Below are 17557 nucleotides of genomic sequence, written 5' to 3'. Positions count from 1 at the left end.
GATCGCCCAGCCGTAGGCTAAGGGGCATGGCAACTGCACCGTATGGGGTCCGTCTGCTGGTGGGTGCGGCGGTGACCGCCATCGAGGAGACCCGCAAGCTCCCCCAGACGATCCTGATGTACCCGATGACCCTGGCCAGCCAGGTCGCCCACCTGGTGATGAAGATGCAGCAGGACGTCGCGGTGCTGGTGATCAAGGGCGACGAGACGCTGGATTCGATCTTCCCGCCCAAAGACGAGCAACCCGAATGGGCGACGTTCGACGAGGACCTGACCGCCGGGGACGCCGGGGACGGCGCGGGCGACGTCATCGACCTTCCGGTGCGTGACGGTGAACGGATGACCGAGGGCCGGTTCGCGCTGTTCTCCGAGGAACCGGACAAGCCCAACAGCACAGCAGACGGCGGTGCCGGGTCCGAGGCCGGGCCGGGAGCTGCCGAGGCGCCGACGATCGTCGCCGACATCGACTACGAATCGCTGACGCTGGCCCAGCTCCGCGCCCGCCTGACGTCGCTGAAGATCTCCGACCTGGAAGCGCTGCTGGCCTACGAGGAGAACACCAAGGCGCGGGCGCCGTTCCAGACGCTGCTGGCCAACAGGATCACCCGCGCGTCGGCGAAGTGACCCTGCCGCAGGGTCAGTCACCGGAGAACCCGTTCCCGGTACGCGGCGTCGCCGTCCGGGTCGCCGGCTGGATCGACAAGCTGGGCTCGGTGTGGGTGGAGGGCCAGATCGCCCAGCTGACGCTGCGTCCGAACTCCAACACCGCGTTCATCACGTTGCGTGACCCGGCGGCCGACATGTCGATGTCGTTGACGTGCCCGCGCGACCTGGTGGTCAACGCGCCGGTCAAGATGACCGACGGCACCCAGGTGATCGTGTTCGGCAAGCCGACCTTCTACACCGGCCGCGGCAGTTTCTCGCTACGGGTCAGCGAGATCCGGGCCGTCGGCATCGGAGAGCTGTTGGCCCGCATCGAGCGGCTGCGCCGGCTGCTGGAGGCCGAGGGACTGTTCGATCCGCGACTCAAGCGGCCCGTGCCGTTCCTGCCCCACACCATCGGCTTGATCACCGGGCGGGCGTCGGCCGCCGAACACGACATCATGGCCGTCGCGTCGGGTCGCTGGCCGGCGGTGCGCTTCGCGGTCCGCAACACCGTCGTACAGGGACCCAACGCGGTGCCGCAGATCGTCGAGGCGTTGCGCGCCCTCGACGCCGACCCCGACGTCGACGTCATCGTGCTGGCCCGCGGCGGGGGCAGCGTGGAGGACCTGCTGCCGTTCTCCGACGAGACGCTGTGCCGCGAGATCGTCCGCTGCACCACGCCCGTGGTCAGCGCGATCGGTCACGAACCCGACAATCCGCTGTGCGACCTGGTCGCCGACCTGCGCGCCGCCACCCCGACCGACGCGGCCAAGCGCATCGTCCCCGACACCGCCGCCGAGCAGGCGCTGGTCGGCGAGTTGCGGCACCGCAGCGCTCAGGCGCTGCGCAACTGGGTCAAGCGCGAGCAGCATCTGATCGCGCAGTTGCGCAGCCGGCCGGCGCTGGCCCGCCCGCTCGACGCGATCGAGGCCCGCGCCGAGGAGATCAGCCGGACCCGGGCGGCCGGCCGGCGTGACATCACCCGTCTCCTGGCCGCGGAGTCCGACCGCATCGGCCATCTGGCGGCACGGCTGACCACGCTCGGGCCTGCGGCGACGCTGGCCCGCGGCTACGCGGTGGTGCAGACAGTGCCGCCGTCCGGGCCCGCCGGGGTGCTGCGCAGTGTCGCCGAGGCGCCCCGCGGCACCCGGTTGCGGGTGCGGGTCGCCGACGGCGCCGTGCTGGCGGTCAGCGAAGGCGAATTCGAACCCGAGGGGAAAGCCGGACAATGAAGCCCATTAGTGAATTGGGGTACGAAGAAGCCCGCGACGAACTGATCGAGGTGGTGCAACGCCTGGAGCACGGCGGCCTCAACCTCGATGAGTCGCTGAAATTGTGGGAAAGAGGCGAACAACTGGCCAAATGCTGTGAGGAGCATTTAGCTGGGGCCCGCCAGCGGGTCGAGCAGACCCTGGCCCACAGCGACGAGACCGATGATTGATCAGTCAAGCAGTAGGCGAACTAACTGTCGAAATTGGAACACGTTTCAGTTAGTCTGCCCGGCATGGGTGATCCAACGCTGACCACTGACCTCGGCCGGGTGCTCGTGACGGGCGGATCAGGCTTCGTCGGCGCGAACCTGGTCACCGAACTCCTGGACCGCGGCCTCGAGGTCCGCTCATTCGACCGCGTGGCGTCCCGACTTCCCGCCCACCCCAGGCTCGACGTGCTCGAGGGCGACATCACCGACGTGGCCGACGTCGCCGCGGCGGTCGCCGGGATCGACACCGTGTTCCACACCGCCGCGATCATCGACCTGATGGGCGGATCCGCGACGGGAGAAGCCCGCAAACGCAGCTTCGCGGTGAACGTCACCGGCACCGAGAACCTCGTGCGCGCCGCCCAGCAGGCCGGCGTGCAGCGCTTCGTCTACACCGCCTCCAACAGCGTGGTCATGGGCGGCCAGCGTATCTCCGGCGGGGACGAAACTCTGCCCTACACCGACCGGTTCGCCGACCTGTACACCGAGACCAAGGTGGTCGCCGAGAAGTTCGTGCTCGGCCAGAACGGTGAGCAGGGCATGCTGACGTGCTCGATCCGGCCGAGCGGCATCTGGGGCCGCGGCGATCAGACCATGTTTCGCAAGGTGTTCGACAGCGTGCTTGCCGGTCACGTCAAGGTCCTGGTCGGCAGCAAGGAGGTCAAGCTCGACAACTCCTATGTGCACAACCTGGTACACGGATTCATCCTCGCCGCACAGCATCTGGTGCCCGGTGGCACCGCGCCCGGTCAGGCCTACTTCATCAACGACGGGGAGCCGATCAACATGTTCGAGTTCTCCCGTCCCGTGGTCGAGGCCTGCGGAGAGCGACTGCCCAGGTTGCGGGTACCGGGCCGGCTCGTGTGGCTGGCCATGCGCGTCTGGCAGTTCCTGCATTTCAAGGTGGGGCTACCCAAGCCGTTGCTCGAACCGCTTGCGGTGGAACGGATCTATCTGGACAACTACTTCTCGATCGCGAAGGCCCAGCGCGAGCTGGGCTATCAGCCGCTCTACACCACCGAGCAGGCGCTGGAACACTGCCTGCCCTACTACGTCGAGCTGTTCGACCGGATGAAAGCCGAGGCGCGCGATCCGGTCGTGCAAGCCGCCGCGCCCGCACCGCCCAAGGGCTGACCTACTGCCTGGCCATCGCGATGTTGAACCGATCCTCCGGCTTGATCAGGTGGTCCTGGCTGTCGTCCCCCAGGTCGAGCTGAACCCATTCGATGGTGCCGCTGAACCTGTTGCCCGTGGGTCCGTAGTCGGGAGAAGCCGGTGAGCCGGTGTCGCACCCGACGTCGCAGGCCTCGTCGGCGGAGAAAGCCATCGGCTGCGTCCGCTCGACACGCCCCCGGCCGACTTCGCGGCCGTCGTAGTACAGCATGACGTCACCGCCGTTGCCCAAACCGTCTCCGTCATAGGAGAACTCCATCCGCACCTGGTGCTTGCCGGCCGGGATGTCCTCTGCCGCAGCGGTGATGAAGTAGTCGATGCCGAAGTAGTTGTAGCAGTACTTCAGCTTGTTCTCGTGTGCGTACAGCGTCCATCCGCCGACACTGCCACCCTGAGTGATGATGACTCCGTCGGCGCCCGCCTCGGGCACGTCGACGTTCGCGGTCACCGAGTGCGACTTGTTCTTCAGGTTCAACACGCACCACTCGCTGACCCGCATGCCGTCGAACAGCAACTGGCTGTCGCCGCGGATGAGCTGCGGACGGCCCGCGATGTCCGGGTTGATCCGCTCATAGCTGCGGTCGTCGATCGGGATGACGTTGTACTTGGCCGCTTCGATCAGCCAGAGTCGCTGCAATTCGGCCAATTTCGCCGGGTTCTCAGCCGCCAGATCATGGGCCTGCGTCCAGTCCCCGGGGGCGTAGAGCTCCCACACGTCCGAATCGAACGGCACCGGGGAGTCGGCAGTCCACGGGGTGCGGTGCTTGGTGACAGCGGTCCAGCCCTGAAAGTAGATTCCGCGGTTGCCCATGATCTCGAAATACTGCACCTGGTGCGTCTCTGCCGCGTCGGCGTCACGCAGGGTCGCCATCATGCTGACGCCCTCCAGCGGCGCCTGCGTGGTGCCGTTGACCGAGTGGGGCGCCGGCAGGCCCGCGGCCTCCAGGATGGTGGGGACGACGTCGATGACGTGGTGGAACTGGTCCCGGGTGGTGCCTTTGTCGGGCAATCCATTGGGCCAGGAGACGATCGTGCCGTTGCGCGTACCACCCCAGTGCGAGGCGATCTGCTTGGTCCACTGATAAGGGGCGCACAGCGCATGCGCCCATCCCACGGCGTAGTGGTTGTAGGCCTCGGGCGTACCGAAGTCGTCGATCTTGGACAGCAGGAACTCGGTGGTCTCGATTCCGGGAAGGTTGTTGAGCGTGGTCATCTCGTTGAAACAGCCGTTGACGGTGCCCTCCGCCGAGGCGCCGTTGTCGCCGATGATGTAGTAGATCAACGTGTCGTCGAGCACGCCGAGGTCGGCGATGGCGTCGACGACACGGCCGACGGCGTGGTCGGTCTGTTCCAGGAAGCCGGCGTAGATCTCCATCTGTTTGGCCAGCACCGGTTTGAGGCCGTCGGGCATGTCGTCCCACGCGGGGATCTCGTCGTGCCGGGCGGTCAGCTCGGCATCGGGGGGCACCACACCGAGTTCCTTCTGTCGGGTCAGGATTCGGTCGCGCAGCGCGTCCCAACCGTCATCGAACTTCCCGCGATACTTGTCCGACCACTGTTTGGGCACATGGTGCGGGGCGTGCGTGGCGCCCGGCGCGAAGTACATGAAGAACGGCTTGTCCGGCATCAGCGCCTTCTGTTGACGCACCCAGGTGATCGCCCGGTCGGCCAGGTCGTCGGTGAGGGTGTAACCCTCCTCCGGGGTCCGCGGTGGTTCGACGGCGGTGGTGCCCTCGTAGAGACCCGGGTAGTACTGGTTGGCCTCACCGCCGATGAAGCCGTAGAAGTACTCGAACCCCGATCCGGTCGGCCACTGGTGGAAGGGACCGACGGGCGTGACCTCCCAGCCGGGCACCTCGTGACACTTGCCGAACTGGGCGGTGGAGTAGCCGTTGAGCTTCAGGGTCTCGGCCACCGGCGCCTTGTCCTTGGGCCGGATGCTGTTGTTGCCCGGTGCCGACGTGGCCATCTCGGTGATCGCCCCCATGCCCACCGAATGATGGTTGCGGCCGGTCAGCATCGCCTGCCGGGTCGGTGAGCACAACGCGGTGGTGTGGAATCGATTCAGCTTCACGCCGTCGGCGGCGAGCCGCTCGGCCACGGGAGTGTCGCAGGGGCCGCCGAACGCCGAGGACGCGCCGAAGCCGACGTCGTCGATCAGCACGATCAGCACGTTGGGCGCGCCCGCCGGCGGCCGCAATTCGGTGATCGGCGGGTAGGTGGTGTTCGGGTCCTTGGCGTCGTAAGTGGTCAACCCGACGTGCTTGGGGTCCGGGATCGGCAGATGCTCGCGGGCCAGATGCGGCTGAGAGGCGGGGTCGGACATCATGCGCTCCTCTGTCATCGCGCCTCGGCCGGCTGCCGAACACGGGCAATCGCGGGCGAAGGCTGCGGCCGCTCCCTTTTTCGAGACCGAGGGCGCCCCGTCCCGGGCTCCGGCGACACCCGGATCTTTGCACAGCAGGTGCGGATGCGTCCCGTTTCATATGAACAATTGGTGACATCCGCCTATCGCGCAAAGACCGTACGATCAAATGAGTTTCGTCGACGCTCTGATCGCCGCCGCCAGCAAAGCAGCGTGCCAACCTGCTCGGTCAGCATCCGCGTACCGCACCGAGATCGCGGCGCACTGTCCGCACGAATTCTCGGCCCCCGCCGGCTGATCTCGCTAGGCTGACTGACGCACGGATCTTCAGACGACGAGGCCGAAAGCAGAGGGCGGACGCATGCCGAACGGAAAACCCAACATCCTCGTCATCTGGGGTGACGACATCGGTATCACGAACCTCAGCTGTTACAGCGATGGCCTGATGGGCTACCGCACGCCCAACATCGATCGCATCGCCGCCGAGGGCATGCGGTTCACCGACTCCTATGGCGAGCAGAGCTGCACAGCAGGCCGTTCGTCGTTCATCACCGGCCAGAGCGTCTACCGGACCGGCCTGTCGAAGGTCGGCATGCCGGGCGTCGACATGGGGATGTCTCCCGAGGACCCGACCATCGCGACACTGCTCAAGCCGCTTGGCTACGCCACCGGCCAGTTCGGAAAGAACCACCTCGGCGATCTCAACAAGTATCTGCCGACCGCCCATGGCTTCGACGAGTTCTTCGGCAACCTCTACCACCTCAACGCGGAGGAGGAGCCCGAGCATCCTGACTACCCCACCGAGGAGGAAGCGCCGCGGCTCCGCAAGGCCTTGCTACCGCGCGGGGTGATCAGGTCTTGGGCCACCGAGGAGGCCACCGACGAAGTCGACGAGCGGTTCGGTCCGCTGGGGAAGCAGCGCGTCGAGGACACCGGGCCGCTGACCAAGAAGCGGATGGAGACCGTCGACGACGAGACCACCGCTGCGGCAATCGATTTCATCAAACGCCAGCATCAGGCGGACACGCCGTTCTTCGTCTGGATGAACACCACCCACATGCATTTCCGGACCCATACCAAGCCGGAGAGCCTCGGCCAGGCGGGCCGATGGCAGTCGCCGTATCACGACACCATGATCGACCACGACAGACACGTCGGGCTGCTGCTGGACTGCCTCGACGAGCTTGGCATCGCCGAGGACACCATCGTGGTGTACTCGACCGACAACGGTCCGCACGCCAATACCTGGCCGGACGGCGCCACGACGCCGTTCCGCAGCGAGAAGAACACCGGCTGGGAGGGCGCGTTCCGAGTGCCGGAGATGGTGCGCTGGCCGGGCAAGATCCCCGCCGGGGTGGTCTCCAACGAGATCATCCAGCACCACGACTGGCTGCCGACGATCGTCGCGGCCGCGGGTGTGCCCGACATCGTGAACAGGCTCAAGCAGGGGCACACGATCGGGGACAAGACCTACCGCGTGCACATCGACGGTTACAACCTGCTGCCCTACCTCACCGGCGAGGTCGACAAAAGCCCGCGCCGCGGGCTGATCTATTTCTCCGACGACTGCGACGTGCTGGGCATCCGCTTGGAGAACTGGAAGGTGGTGTTCATGGAGCAGCGCTGCCGGGGCACGCTGCAGATCTGGTTCGAGCCGTTCACCGAGTTGCGGGCACCCAAGATCTTCAACCTGCGCACCGACCCTTTCGAGCACGCCGACGTCACCTCGAACACCTACTGGGACTGGTTCCTCGATCACGACTACATCGCGTTCATGGCGAACGCCGTCGTGCTGGACTTCCTCGAGACGTTCAAGGAGTTTCCACCGCGCCGCGAACCGGCATCGTTCACCGTCACCAATGCGGTCGAGAAGCTCAACAACTATCTCGAGAAAATCGGCGGCTGATCGTTGGGTGAGCTCGACTCGTGGAATGACGGGCCTGCGAAGTCGGCGATCGTCGACTTCGTCGCGCGGGTCACCGCGCAGGACGGGCCGGACCATGTTCCCGTCGACGACCGGGTCGCGGTCTTCGACAACGACGGCACTCTGTGGGTGGAGAAACCGGCCTACATCCAGCTGGACTTTCTGGTGCGCCGCTTCGCCGAACAAGCCCGCGCCGACCCGACGCTGGCAGAGAAACAGCCGTACAAGGCGGCTGTCTCAGGTGACCTCGGCTGGATCGGCGAGGCGATCACGATGCATTACCAGGGCGACGATTCACGGCTGCAGGAGCTCGCGGCCGGCGTCGGTGCCGCACACGCGAACATGAGCGTGGAGGAGTTCACCGAGCGGGTGAACACCTTCTTCGCCGAAGCCACGCACCCCACTCTCGGGCGCTCCTATCTGGAGTGCACGTACCGGCCGATGGTCGAGCTCCTGCAATTCCTTGCGAGCAATGGCTTCACGAACTACATCGCCTCCGGCGGCGGCCGCGACTTCATGCGGCCGATCACGGGTACCAGCTACGGCGTACCGCCCGAACGGGTCATCGGTAGCTCGATCGGCATGTCCTACAGCGAGTCCGACGGCACCGGCCACGTGATCATCGGTGACACCCTCGACGTGCTCGACGACGGCCCCGAGAAGCCGGTGCGGATCTGGAACCGCATCGGCCGTCGGCCCATTCTGGCTGCCGGAAACAGCAACGGCGACGTGCCGATGCTGTGCTACACCGGAGCCCACGGTGGCCCGGCGTTGCGGTTGCTCGTCCTGCACGACGACGCCGAACGCGAATTCGACTACACCGCGGGCGCCGATCGATCGCTGGAGTATGCGAAGACGTACGACTGGACGGTCGTGAGCATGAAATCTGATTGGCAGCACGTCTTTTCGTGACCATCAGCGTGTGCATGGTCGATATTCCCAGCCAGACAGCCGTTCTGGGTTCCGACCAGCACTACCAAGAGGAGGCGCCGGCCCGGGCGGTCACCGTGGACGGATTCGCGATCATGTCGCACCTGGTCACCAACGCCATGTTCGCCGAATTCGTGGCCTCCACCGGCTATGTCACAGTCGCCGAGAGACCCTTGGACCGAGGCGATTACCCGGACGCGCCACCGGAGAACCTACAGCCCGGATCGATGGTCTTCCACCGCACCGCGGGGCCGGTGGATCTGCGGCACCTCAGCCAGTGGTGGACGTGGACACCTGGCGCCTGCTGGAACCATCCGCGGGGGCCGCGGTCGTCGGTGCGGCACCGCGACGATCATCCTGTGGTGCACGTCGCTTTCGAGGACGCGCAAACCTACGCGGACTGGGCCGGGCTCGCGCTCCCGACCGAGGCCGAGTGGGAGACCGCGGCTCGGGGCGGGTTGCCGCACGCGACCTACACGTGGGGCGACGAACCCGAACGGCGGGGCCGGCGATTGGCCAACTACTGGCACGGCGAGTTCCCGTACCTTCCCGACACCGGATACGGGCAGACGACACCGGTCGGCAGCTTTCCGCCGAACGACTACGGTCTGTACGACATGGCCGGCAACGTGTGGGAATGGACCAGTGACTGGTACGGCGCCACGCGGGACAGCCAACCCTGTTGCGCGTCAGCGACCTATGATCCGAACCAGGAACTCAAGATCCCGCGAAAGGTCATCAAGGGTGGTTCGTTTCTGTGCGCGGACAGCTACTGCAAGCGCTATCGGCCGGCTGCCCGAAGACCGCAGCAGGTGGACACGGGTATGAGCCATATCGGCTTTCGCTGCGTCAAGCGCACGGCGGTGCGGTGACCCTACTCGTGCCCGAGTTCCGGTTCGCCACCCACGGCGGCGCGCGGATCCGCTACCTCGACTCCGGCGGTGACGACCGCGGTGCGCCGATCGTGTTCGTGCCCGGCTTCACCGACGTCGCCGACGACTATGTCGAGATCCTGCCCGCGCTGGGCCGCCGCGCCGCGGTGGTCGAGTTGCGCGGGCACGGTCACAGCACCGCCGGGGAGAACCGCTACGACTCCGCGGCGCTGGCCGGCGACGTCGGCGCGGTGGTCGACGCGCTCACCGACGGGCCGGTGCACGTGATGAGCTTCTCGCGCGGCACCGCCTACGCGGTCAGCTGGGCACTGACCAACTGGCCGCGGGTCCGGTCGGTGTCCATCGGCGACTACGTGCCCGAAGAGCTCGTGGTCGAAGAGGACGCCTTCGATGTGCTGTTGGACGGGCGCTGGCGGGGCACCCCGGTGCGTGACCGGCTCGACCGGCACGCGGCGGTGGCGACGTTCCGCGCGGCCCGCCCGCAGTCGTTCTGGGAACCGTTGTCGCACTGGCATCCCCCGCTGCTCGCGGTGCGCAGCCCGAACGTCCCGCTGGTCAGCGACGAGGCCTGGGCCCGCTACCGCGCTCTGTTCCCGGCCGCTCGGCTCGAAGAGTTCACCGACTCGCCGCACGACATCTTCCGGCCGGACCGCCGGCGCTTCCCGGCGCTGGTTCGCGAGCTCGTCGACACCGCCGATCGCGCCGGTTAGGACGATTGCGCTGCGAGCGTGACCAGCTGCGGAATGTCGCCGGGGCTGCTCGGTTTTCCGAAGTGATAGCCCTGGCCGACATCACATCCGCTGTCGCGCAACCACTCTGCCGTGGCGACTTCTTCGATCCCCTCCGCGACGACGGTCATGCCGAGGGCGTGAGTGAGGTCGATGACTGCGCGCACCACCGTGGCGGCCCGATGGTCGGTGGTCACCGCGGCGATGAACGACCGGTCGAGCTTGATCTCGTCGATGCGGAGATCCCGTAGATAGGACAGGGCCGAGTAGCCGCTGCCGAAATCATCGATCGCGACCCGGATGCCGTGTTCGCGCAGCTGCTGCAGCACCCCGACGACCAGGCTCAGGTCGTTGATCACCAGGTCCTCGGTGATCTCCACGGTCAGCATGTCCGCCGGTAGCGAGCGCAGGTCCAAGGCTCGGCTCAGCGCGGCGGGCAGCCGCGTGTCGCGCAACGAGGGTGCGAACATGTTGACCGCCACAGGCATTCGGACCCCGGCCGCCAACCACCGGGCCGTGTCGTCGAGCACCTTCTCGACCACCAGGTCGGTCACGGGGCGGATCATGTTGTGCTGGCGCACCAGCGGCATGAACGTCCCCGGTTGCAGTTCACCCATCTCCGGGTGCGGCCAGCGCAGCAGCGCCTCCACCCCGACGATGCCGCCGCCGCGAAGGTCGACCTTCGGTTGGTAGGCCAGGTCGAAGTCGCCGTGGTCGACGGCCCGGCGCAGCTCGGCGAGGAGCCGGACCTTCGCCGCGCCCGCGAGCGTCACGCGATCGGTGTCGCGCGCGTCCGGGTCGCCGATCTCGCCGTGGTCCGGCGTCATGTCCGCGTCGAAGGTGCACACCCTCGACGTATGCGAGCGTTTGGCTGCCTGTACCGCGATGTCCGCGCGCTGCACCAGGGTCTCCGGAGTGACATCCGTTTCCCCGGGAGGCACCACCGCCACCCCGACGCGGCACCGCATCGAGACCGGCTGCCCGTCGACGGTGAACGGTTCGTCGAACGTGGCCAGAACACACCGCAGGACGTGGCGCGAGTCGTCGAGGTCGCCTTCGAGCAGCAGCACGAACTCGTCGCCGCCGAGACGACCGACCGTATCGCCCGGCCGCAGGCACGCGGCGATGCGCCGACCCGCGTGTACCAACAGCTTGTCCCCCGCGGGATGCCCGAGGTTGTCGTTGACGAACGCGAAGTCCTCGAGATCGAGCGCCGCGACCGTGACCGGTCGACCCTCGCGAGCCCGGAGCACCATCGCGTGGGCCAGGCGGTCGAAGAACAGCGCCTCATTGGCAAGCTCGGTCAGCGGATCCTTCAGCGCCTGATCCGCCGCGGCCTTGGCCCATCGCCGATTCTCGAAAGCCGCGACCGACTGGCGCAGACAGACCGCGGTGACGACCACCGGAACGATCACCCGTTCCAAGCCGGTCATGACCACCGCCGGACCGATCGTTCCGGCCAGCAACAGCGGAACATACGGTGCCCACAACGCCGAGGCCGACGGCACCGACAGGGCTTGCATCCGGGGCGGTGGCGTCCGGCGGATCAGCACCGCCGCGGCGCTGATCGCGGCCAGCGAGACAGCCCAACCGATGTCGATGGGATTGCCGGTGGCGTAGGTCCCCTCGGCGACCTGGTGGGCGAAGGCGCTGTCGGTCACCGTCATCACCGCGAACGCAAGCACCAGCAGGCCGAGCACGGTGCGTTGACGAGGATCCGCCCGGACCCACACGGCGACCGCGATCGCGAGGAGCACGATGTCAGCGACCGGATAGAACAATGCGAGCGCCAGCCCGAGCCGGTCGTCCTCATAGGCGGCGTAGACGCTGCGCAGCGCGAAGATCCACGCCAGCAGGAACACACACAGCGCCACGGTGACGCCGTCCAGCACGATACGCACCGTGGTGTACCGCCACGACGACGCGTGGAACGGGCCCATCATCAACAGCGCGGGAACCGCCAGGACACTGAAGATCAGGTAGAAGACATCGGCCGGGGACGGGAACGGTTCGGTGTGCAGCACGTACTCACTCAAGAACCAGATGAGGTCGGCGACGGCCCACGCCGCCATCGCCACCGTCAGCACCGTCCACGCGGTACGCATCCGGTCCTGCGCCGATTTCGCGGCCAACCCGCAGCAGACGGCAGCGTATGCCGACATGCCGAAAATCAGCAGGTCGTCGAGCAGGCGCACGAGGTCGCCGCCGTCATTGACAACGAGCAGCATCGTCAGCGCGACGACAGCCAGGACCGGCGCACACAGCGGCACCCACAGCGTGTGCCGCGCTCGGCCATTACTCACGGTGCTCCTCGCCTACCGCTGCATTCGTTGCCCCGCGTGATCCCCGCTGGTTTGCGCCGGCGACCACAACAAACGCCAACTTATCGGTTCACTGCCGGAATGGGTTTGCTGGGCGCAGAATTTTGACGTTGCTGCTGGAAATTCCGGGCGGTCGGCCGATGACCTTCGGGAGGCCCGGGCCGAGACCCGGGAGGCCGGGGAGCACGTGCTTACGCCGGCGGCTCAGCCACCTGCTTCGGCAATCGCTTTGATCGCGGCCAGCGTCGCCGGAATCCCGGTGCGCGCAGCCTCCACCCGCTTGGCGATCTCGGCGTCGGCCGACGCACCGAAACGTTCGCGGAACCCGTCGACACCTTTGGGAAGCAACGCCCAGGACTCGGTCAACCGGGTGCCGGCGCCGTCGGCCTCGAGCCGGTATCCCCAGTAGACCCACCCGTGGTTGACCTCCCAGGCGAAGGCGCGACCGGGTTCGGCGGCGACCACCTGGCTGCGGGTCTCCCACGTCCGTTCGGGGGTCTCGTTGAGACCGGTGAACCACGCGCCCACCCGGGGCCCGTCCCCGTCGTCCCACCAGCACTCCCGGCACACCGGGCTCCACTGCCCGGTCCGGGTCACGTCCGACACCAGCGCGTAGACATCCTCCGGGGGCGCTGCCACAGCTATCGACTCCGACATCTCGAGTTCGGTCACCCGTCGAGTCTGCCAGTAGACACTATTGCGTTTCTGTCGACGGGATGTGACGTTATAACGCGTTCCGCCACGTCGTCGAAGGGTCAACCGGATGGACAGCAGTCATGAGCGCGTCGCCGTCATCGTCGGTGGCGCATCCGGTATCGGGTGGGCGACCGCCCAGACCCTGGCCGCGCAGGGAGTGCAGATCACGGTGGCCGACCTCAACGGCGACGGCGCCGCGGTCAGGGCCGCCGAACTCGGCGAGGGACATCGCGCCGCGCAGGTCGACGTCGTCGACGAGGACTCGGTGCAGCGGCTCTTCGACGACGTGGGCCCGATCGACATCGCGGTGAACTGCGCGGGCTTCAGCAACGTCGGGCTGATCACCGACATGCCGGTGGCGGAGTTCCGCGCGGTCATCGACGTCTGCCTCAACGGCGCGTTCATCGTCGCCAAGCACGCCGGCCGGCATCTGCGCGCGGGCGGATCCCTGGTGCAGATCAGCTCGCTCAACGGCCGCCAGCCCGCCGCGGGCATGAGCGCCTACTGCGCAGCCAAGGCCGGTCTGTCGATGCTGACCCAGGTGGCCGCCCTCGAGATGGGCGCCCGCGGCGTCCGGGTCAACGCGGTGGCACCCGGCTTCGTGCACACCCCGCTCACCGCGGCCGCGGCGTCGGTGCCCGGGGTGGTCGAGGACTACGTCGACAACACCGCCATCGGGCGACCCGGCACCCCGCAGGACATCGCCGACGCGGTGGCCTACCTGTGCTCCCCGGCGGCGTCGTGGCTGACCGGCGAGGTACTCGACCTCAACGGCGGCGCGCACCTGAAGCGATATCCCGACATCATGGGCCACGTCAACCGACTGATGGAGCAGGCGTGACCTTCGCCGGTAAGCACGCGCTGGTCACCGGCGCCGGGTCGGGTATCGGCGCGGCGCTGTGCCGCGCGCTGGACGCCGCAGGCGCGCACGTCGTGTGCACCGACGTCGACGAGACCGCGGCCGGAAGGACCGCGGCGGCCTTGAGCGAGCGGGCCCGCGCGGCGCCTCTCGACGTCACCGACGCCGCGGCGGTGCAGGCCGCCGTTGACGACGTCGTGGCCCGGGCCGGACGCATCGATCTGATCTTCAACAACGCCGGGATCGTGTGGGGCGGGGACACCGAGCTGCTCACCCTCGACCAGTGGAACGCGATCATCGACATCAACCTGCGCGGTGTCGTGCACGGCGTCGCGGCGGCCTACCCGCAGATGCTGCGCCAGGGCCACGGCCACATCGTCAACACGGCGTCGATGGCCGGGCTGACCGCGGCCGGGCAGGTCACCAGCTACGTGGCCACCAAGCACGCCGTGGTGGGGCTGTCACTGGCGCTGCGCTCCGAAGCCGTCCCCCGCGGGGTCGGGGTGCTGGTGGTGTGTCCCGCCGCCGTCGAGACACCGATCTTGGACAAGGGCGCGCTGGGCGGCTTCGTCGGCCGCGACTACTTCCTGCAGGCCCAGGGCGGTAGGCCCTACGACGCCGACCGCCTGGCCCGCGACACCCTGCGCGCGATCGAGCGTAACAAGGCCGTTCTGGTCAAACCCGCTGTGGCACATGCTCAATGGTGGTTCGCGCGGCTGGCTCCCGGCCTGATGAACCGGATGTCGATGCGCTTCGTCGCCGGGCAGCGATCCCGGCAGAGCCGCGACACACCGTCATCGGCCGCCGACGCCGGATAGGGTTGCTCACGCCCGGCCGACGCACCGGGTCGGGAGGGCGCATGACGGACCAGTTCACCCCCACCCAGAAGCGTGCGCTGACGGTCATCACCGTGGTCGCGCTCGGGTTCGCGGCGTACTTCCTGCGCAACTACCTCCTGCTCATCGCGGTGGCCGGCGTCCTGGCCTACCTGTTCAGCCCGCTGTATCAGCGGCTGCGCACCCGCATGAACGTCGGACTGGCGGCGACGGCGACGTTGCTCGCGGCACTCGCCATCGTGGCCGTGCCGTTGTCCGGGGTGGTGTTCCTGGCGGTGCTGCAGATCAGCCAGATGGTGACCAGCGTGGGCAACTGGGCCGAGCAGACCGATTTCACTGCACTGGCCCAGCGGCTGCTCGACTCGGCCAACGAACTGCTGGGCCGCGTGCCCTTCGCCGACACCACGCTGACACCGGAGTCGGTGCGGCAGGCCGTCGCCCGGCTCGGGCAGAGCGCCGGGGAGATCGCGCTGGCCCTGGCCCGCGACTCCGTCGGCGGCATCGCGGCCACGGTGACCGGCGCCATCATCTTCCTGTACGTGTTCCTGGCGCTGCTGACCAACGGCGACAAGGTCGCCGATCTGTTCCGCGACCTCAACCCGTTGGGCGGCGAGGTCTCCGACATCTATCTGGGCAAGGTCGGGGCGATGGTCTCGGCCACGGTCAAGGGCCAGTTCATCATCGCCACCTGTCAGGGGGTGGCCGGCGCGGTGTCGCTCTACATCGCGGGCCTACACGACGGCTTCTTCATGTTCGTCATCTTCCTGACCGCGCTGTCGTTCATCCCGCTGGGCAGCGGCATCGTGACCATCCCGCTGGGCATCGGGCTGGCCCTGTTCGGCAACGTCGCGGGCGGGATCTTCGTCGTGGTGTTCCACGTCGTGGTGGTGACGAGCATCGACAACGTGCTGCGACCGTTCCTGGTGCCCAGGAACGCGCACCTGCATCCCGCGCTGATGCTGTTGGCGGTGTTCGCCGGGCTGGGCATGTTCGGCTTCTGGGGCATCGTGCTGGGCCCGGTGCTGATGATCGTCATCGTCACCACGATCAGCGTCTACCTGGCCGTGTCCAAGGGGCAGCCGCTGAACACACTCGCCGGTACCGCGGACGACCCGGACGACGACGCCGACCGCGCGACCCCGTGGTGGAAACGTCTGGTACCCCGGCGGCTACGACGAGCAGCTAGAACAGCCGACGCTTGAGGAACTCGACCACCCGCTTGCGGGCCTCGTAGGCCGGTTGCCCGTCGACCTCGCGCACCTGGTCGGTCAGCACGGAGTGGGCCATCCGGCTCAACCCGTCAGGGTTGCCCTTGCCGGAGTTGATCTCGATGACCTCGAACGCGTCGCCGAGGCGGCTCTTCAGGGTCGCGAAGCGGGCGCCCGGCACCAGCGGATCTGCGCTGAAGCGCAATCCCATCACGCACAGCCCCTCCTCGGCGGCCCGCCGCTGGATCTTGGCCATCTCGGCCTCCGAGACGCCCGGGTCGCGGCGCTGTTTGGGCGTCAACGGCAACGGCACCGACGGCTGGCTCATCACCGGGGCGAGCACGCTGTCGTCGACCGCGGCAGCCAGCGCGAAACCGCCGGTGAAGCACTGACCGATCACGCCGACACCCTGGCCGGGCGTCTGGGCGTTGAGGTCGCGCGCCAGGGCCCGCAGGTAGTGCGCCACCGGCCGGTCGGCGTTGGTGGCGAACGCCGCGAACTCCTTGGCCACACACCCCTTCAACAGCACCGGCACCGCGCCCGGCCCCAGCGCCGGTGCGCCGGGCGTGCCGAACAGCGACGGCGCGGCGACGGTGAAGCCGTTGTCCACCAGATGGTTCCCGAGTGCGAGCACGCCCGGGTGCAGGCCCGGCATCTCGGGGATCAGCACCACGCCGGGACCCTGCCCCTTGCGGTACACGTCGTAGGTGAGGCCGGCCGCGGTGAACGGCGTCGCGACCCATCCGGTCAGGTCGGATTCCGGCGAGGTCATGGGCGTCTCCGTCCGTCGCGCGCTCAGGTCGTGGTCAGTGGGGGCTGCGACTGCGTCGCTGCGGCCAGCGTACGGAACTCATCGGTGTCGCCGGCCCCGGTCAGCGCGATCTGCGCCGGACCCGTCGGCCCGCCGAGGCGCGTCGTCCACACCGGTTCCGGCGGCCGGCCGTCGCGCTCGCCACCCTGATAGACCACCCAATTGACCCCGTCGACGTCCTGAGTCCCGGTCGGCACCAGATCGCGGCCGAACGACGCGATGAGCCTGTCCTCGTCGGCGTCGCTCTGCGTCACACTCAGATACCGACCCGTCGGCGTGAGGTAGCCGACCGTCGAGGCGACCGCACGCACCTGCAGACCGCTGGCCGGGTCGGTGCGGCCGGATTCGATGCCCTTGCGGCTTCCGGAGTTGGACTGCCAGCCGTCGGGCACGTCCGGGATGCGGATCGGGATGTCCAGCGCCGCGGCGTCGGCGCGCAGCCCCGCCGGTGCGTCGTAGTCGGGGGTGGGGCCCGGACCCGGCCCCGACGGCGCGAACGAGCACATTCCGAGGACCCCGGCCAGCACCAGGCAGGCCACCACCAGCGGGGCCATCGACCAGAACATGTCGCGGCCGTCCTGCAGCAGGCGCGACTTCGGTGGGCGCGGACCGGGCGCCCCGGTGACCGTGGGGCCCGGCTCGGGCGGCGTCGTCATGATTGCCAGTATCCCAGCTCCCTGAGACCAACC

The 17557-nt window shown here is 67.9% G+C and carries 16 protein-coding genes; 11 read left to right on the top strand and 5 right to left on the bottom strand.

From position 1 onward, the window contains the following. Window positions 1-26 precede the first annotated feature (26 nt). The 4 genes from G6N31_RS00340 (at window position 27) to G6N31_RS00325 (ending at window position 3258) form a co-directional block, all read left to right on the top strand. On the top strand, window positions 27-623 hold the full coding sequence (locus tag G6N31_RS00340) for a lipid droplet-associated protein (RefSeq protein WP_098005186.1): 597 nt from the start codon (window positions 27-29) through the stop codon (window positions 621-623). Continuing rightward, window positions 620-1876, top strand: a complete 1257-nt coding sequence (xseA, locus tag G6N31_RS00335; RefSeq protein WP_098005185.1) for an exodeoxyribonuclease VII large subunit — start codon at window positions 620-622, stop codon at window positions 1874-1876. The genes G6N31_RS00340 and xseA overlap by 4 nt, the downstream gene beginning before the upstream one ends. After that, window positions 1873-2085 (top strand): exodeoxyribonuclease VII small subunit, encoded by a 213-nt coding sequence (locus G6N31_RS00330; RefSeq protein ID WP_098005184.1) that lies wholly within the window; start codon window positions 1873-1875, stop codon window positions 2083-2085. The genes xseA and G6N31_RS00330 overlap by 4 nt, the downstream gene beginning before the upstream one ends. Window positions 2086-2148: 63 nt before the next feature. After that, window positions 2149-3258 carry a 3-beta-hydroxysteroid dehydrogenase gene (locus tag G6N31_RS00325; protein WP_098005183.1) on the top strand — a complete coding sequence of 370 codons (1110 nt, stop codon included), beginning with the start codon at window positions 2149-2151 and terminating at the stop codon, window positions 3256-3258. A gap of 1 nt (window position 3259) precedes the next feature. Here the strand turns inward: G6N31_RS00325 and G6N31_RS00320 are convergent, their stop codons facing one another. Next, window positions 3260-5623 (bottom strand): arylsulfatase, encoded by a 2364-nt coding sequence (locus tag G6N31_RS00320; protein WP_179964245.1) that lies wholly within the window; start codon window positions 5621-5623, stop codon window positions 3260-3262. Window positions 5624-6023: 400 nt separating this feature from the next. Here G6N31_RS00320 and G6N31_RS00315 point away from each other — a divergent pair, with 400 nt between their 5' ends. The 4 genes from G6N31_RS00315 to G6N31_RS00300 are packed head-to-tail and all read left to right on the top strand — an operon-like array spanning window position 6024 to window position 10119. Further along, window positions 6024-7568, top strand: a complete 1545-nt coding sequence (locus G6N31_RS00315) for an arylsulfatase (protein WP_098005181.1) — start codon at window positions 6024-6026, stop codon at window positions 7566-7568. A 3-nt stretch (window positions 7569-7571) separates the two neighbouring features. Beyond that, window positions 7572-8498 (top strand): HAD family hydrolase, encoded by a 927-nt coding sequence (locus tag G6N31_RS00310; RefSeq protein WP_098005180.1) that lies wholly within the window; start codon window positions 7572-7574, stop codon window positions 8496-8498. A gap of 14 nt (window positions 8499-8512) precedes the next feature. After that, window positions 8513-9388: a formylglycine-generating enzyme family protein gene (locus G6N31_RS00305; RefSeq protein WP_276057729.1), complete on the top strand. Its 876-nt coding sequence runs from the start codon at window positions 8513-8515 to the stop codon at window positions 9386-9388. A gap of 8 nt (window positions 9389-9396) precedes the next feature. Then, window positions 9397-10119 (top strand): alpha/beta fold hydrolase, encoded by a 723-nt coding sequence (locus G6N31_RS00300; RefSeq protein ID WP_098005225.1) that lies wholly within the window; start codon window positions 9397-9399, stop codon window positions 10117-10119. On the opposite strand, the gene G6N31_RS00295 is transcribed toward G6N31_RS00300, so the two are convergent. Both G6N31_RS00295 and G6N31_RS00290 read right to left on the bottom strand, forming a co-directional pair. After that, complete coding sequence (locus tag G6N31_RS00295) at window positions 10116-12440, bottom strand: putative bifunctional diguanylate cyclase/phosphodiesterase (protein ID WP_234815445.1); 2325 nt, start codon at window positions 12438-12440, stop codon at window positions 10116-10118. The two genes, G6N31_RS00300 and G6N31_RS00295, sit on opposite strands and share 4 nt — an antisense overlap. 222 nt (window positions 12441-12662) lie before the next feature. After that, the gene (locus tag G6N31_RS00290; protein ID WP_098005179.1) at window positions 12663-13130 is read right to left on the bottom strand and encodes an SRPBCC family protein; all 468 of its coding nucleotides are present in this window, start codon (window positions 13128-13130) and stop codon (window positions 12663-12665) included. 91 nt (window positions 13131-13221) lie between these two features. Here G6N31_RS00290 and G6N31_RS00285 point away from each other — a divergent pair, with 91 nt between their 5' ends. From G6N31_RS00285 to G6N31_RS00275, 3 genes are read left to right on the top strand one after another with little or no spacing between them, the layout of a single operon-like run. Continuing rightward, window positions 13222-13995 carry an SDR family NAD(P)-dependent oxidoreductase gene (locus G6N31_RS00285; RefSeq protein WP_098005178.1) on the top strand — a complete coding sequence of 258 codons (774 nt, stop codon included), beginning with the start codon at window positions 13222-13224 and terminating at the stop codon, window positions 13993-13995. After that, on the top strand, window positions 13992-14831 hold the full coding sequence (locus tag G6N31_RS00280) for an SDR family NAD(P)-dependent oxidoreductase (RefSeq protein WP_098005177.1): 840 nt from the start codon (window positions 13992-13994) through the stop codon (window positions 14829-14831). The genes G6N31_RS00285 and G6N31_RS00280 overlap by 4 nt, the downstream gene beginning before the upstream one ends. 41 nt (window positions 14832-14872) lie before the next feature. Continuing rightward, a complete protein-coding gene (locus G6N31_RS00275) occupies window positions 14873-16051 on the top strand; it encodes an AI-2E family transporter (RefSeq protein WP_098005176.1) in 1179 nt (392 codons plus the stop codon). Here G6N31_RS00275 and G6N31_RS00270 read toward each other — a convergent pair. Further along, window positions 16032-16829 carry a dienelactone hydrolase family protein gene (locus G6N31_RS00270; RefSeq protein WP_098005175.1) on the bottom strand — a complete coding sequence of 266 codons (798 nt, stop codon included), beginning with the start codon at window positions 16827-16829 and terminating at the stop codon, window positions 16032-16034. The genes G6N31_RS00275 and G6N31_RS00270 overlap by 20 nt on opposite strands. A gap of 23 nt (window positions 16830-16852) precedes the next feature. After that, window positions 16853-17524 carry a DUF4245 domain-containing protein gene (locus G6N31_RS00265; RefSeq protein ID WP_098005174.1) on the bottom strand — a complete coding sequence of 224 codons (672 nt, stop codon included), beginning with the start codon at window positions 17522-17524 and terminating at the stop codon, window positions 16853-16855. Window positions 17525-17557: the final 33 nt, after the last annotated feature.

Source organism: Mycolicibacterium duvalii, assembly GCF_010726645.1.
Taxonomy (GTDB): domain Bacteria; phylum Actinomycetota; class Actinomycetes; order Mycobacteriales; family Mycobacteriaceae; genus Mycobacterium; species Mycobacterium duvalii.
This window is presented reverse-complemented; position numbering and strand designations above follow the sequence as displayed.

Bases quoted from the DNA above. Each gene is read 5' to 3' on its own strand.
- G6N31_RS00340 (WP_098005186.1), top strand. From the start codon at position 27: ATGGCAACTGCACCGTATGGGGTCCGTCTGCTGGTGGGTGCGGCGGTG.
- G6N31_RS00330 (WP_098005184.1), top strand. From the start codon at position 1,873: ATGAAGCCCATTAGTGAATTGGGGTACGAAGAAGCCCGCGACGAACTG.
- G6N31_RS00325 (WP_098005183.1), top strand. From the start codon at position 2,149: ATGGGTGATCCAACGCTGACCACTGACCTCGGCCGGGTGCTCGTGACG.
- G6N31_RS00320 (WP_179964245.1), bottom strand. From the start codon at position 5,623: ATGTCCGACCCCGCCTCTCAGCCGCATCTGGCCCGCGAGCATCTGCCG.
- G6N31_RS00315 (WP_098005181.1), top strand. From the start codon at position 6,024: ATGCCGAACGGAAAACCCAACATCCTCGTCATCTGGGGTGACGACATC.
- G6N31_RS00305 (WP_276057729.1), top strand. From the start codon at position 8,513: ATGGTCGATATTCCCAGCCAGACAGCCGTTCTGGGTTCCGACCAGCAC.
- G6N31_RS00285 (WP_098005178.1), top strand. From the start codon at position 13,222: ATGGACAGCAGTCATGAGCGCGTCGCCGTCATCGTCGGTGGCGCATCC.
- G6N31_RS00275 (WP_098005176.1), top strand. From the start codon at position 14,873: ATGACGGACCAGTTCACCCCCACCCAGAAGCGTGCGCTGACGGTCATC.
- G6N31_RS00270 (WP_098005175.1), bottom strand. From the start codon at position 16,829: ATGACCTCGCCGGAATCCGACCTGACCGGATGGGTCGCGACGCCGTTC.
- G6N31_RS00265 (WP_098005174.1), bottom strand. From the start codon at position 17,524: ATGACGACGCCGCCCGAGCCGGGCCCCACGGTCACCGGGGCGCCCGGT.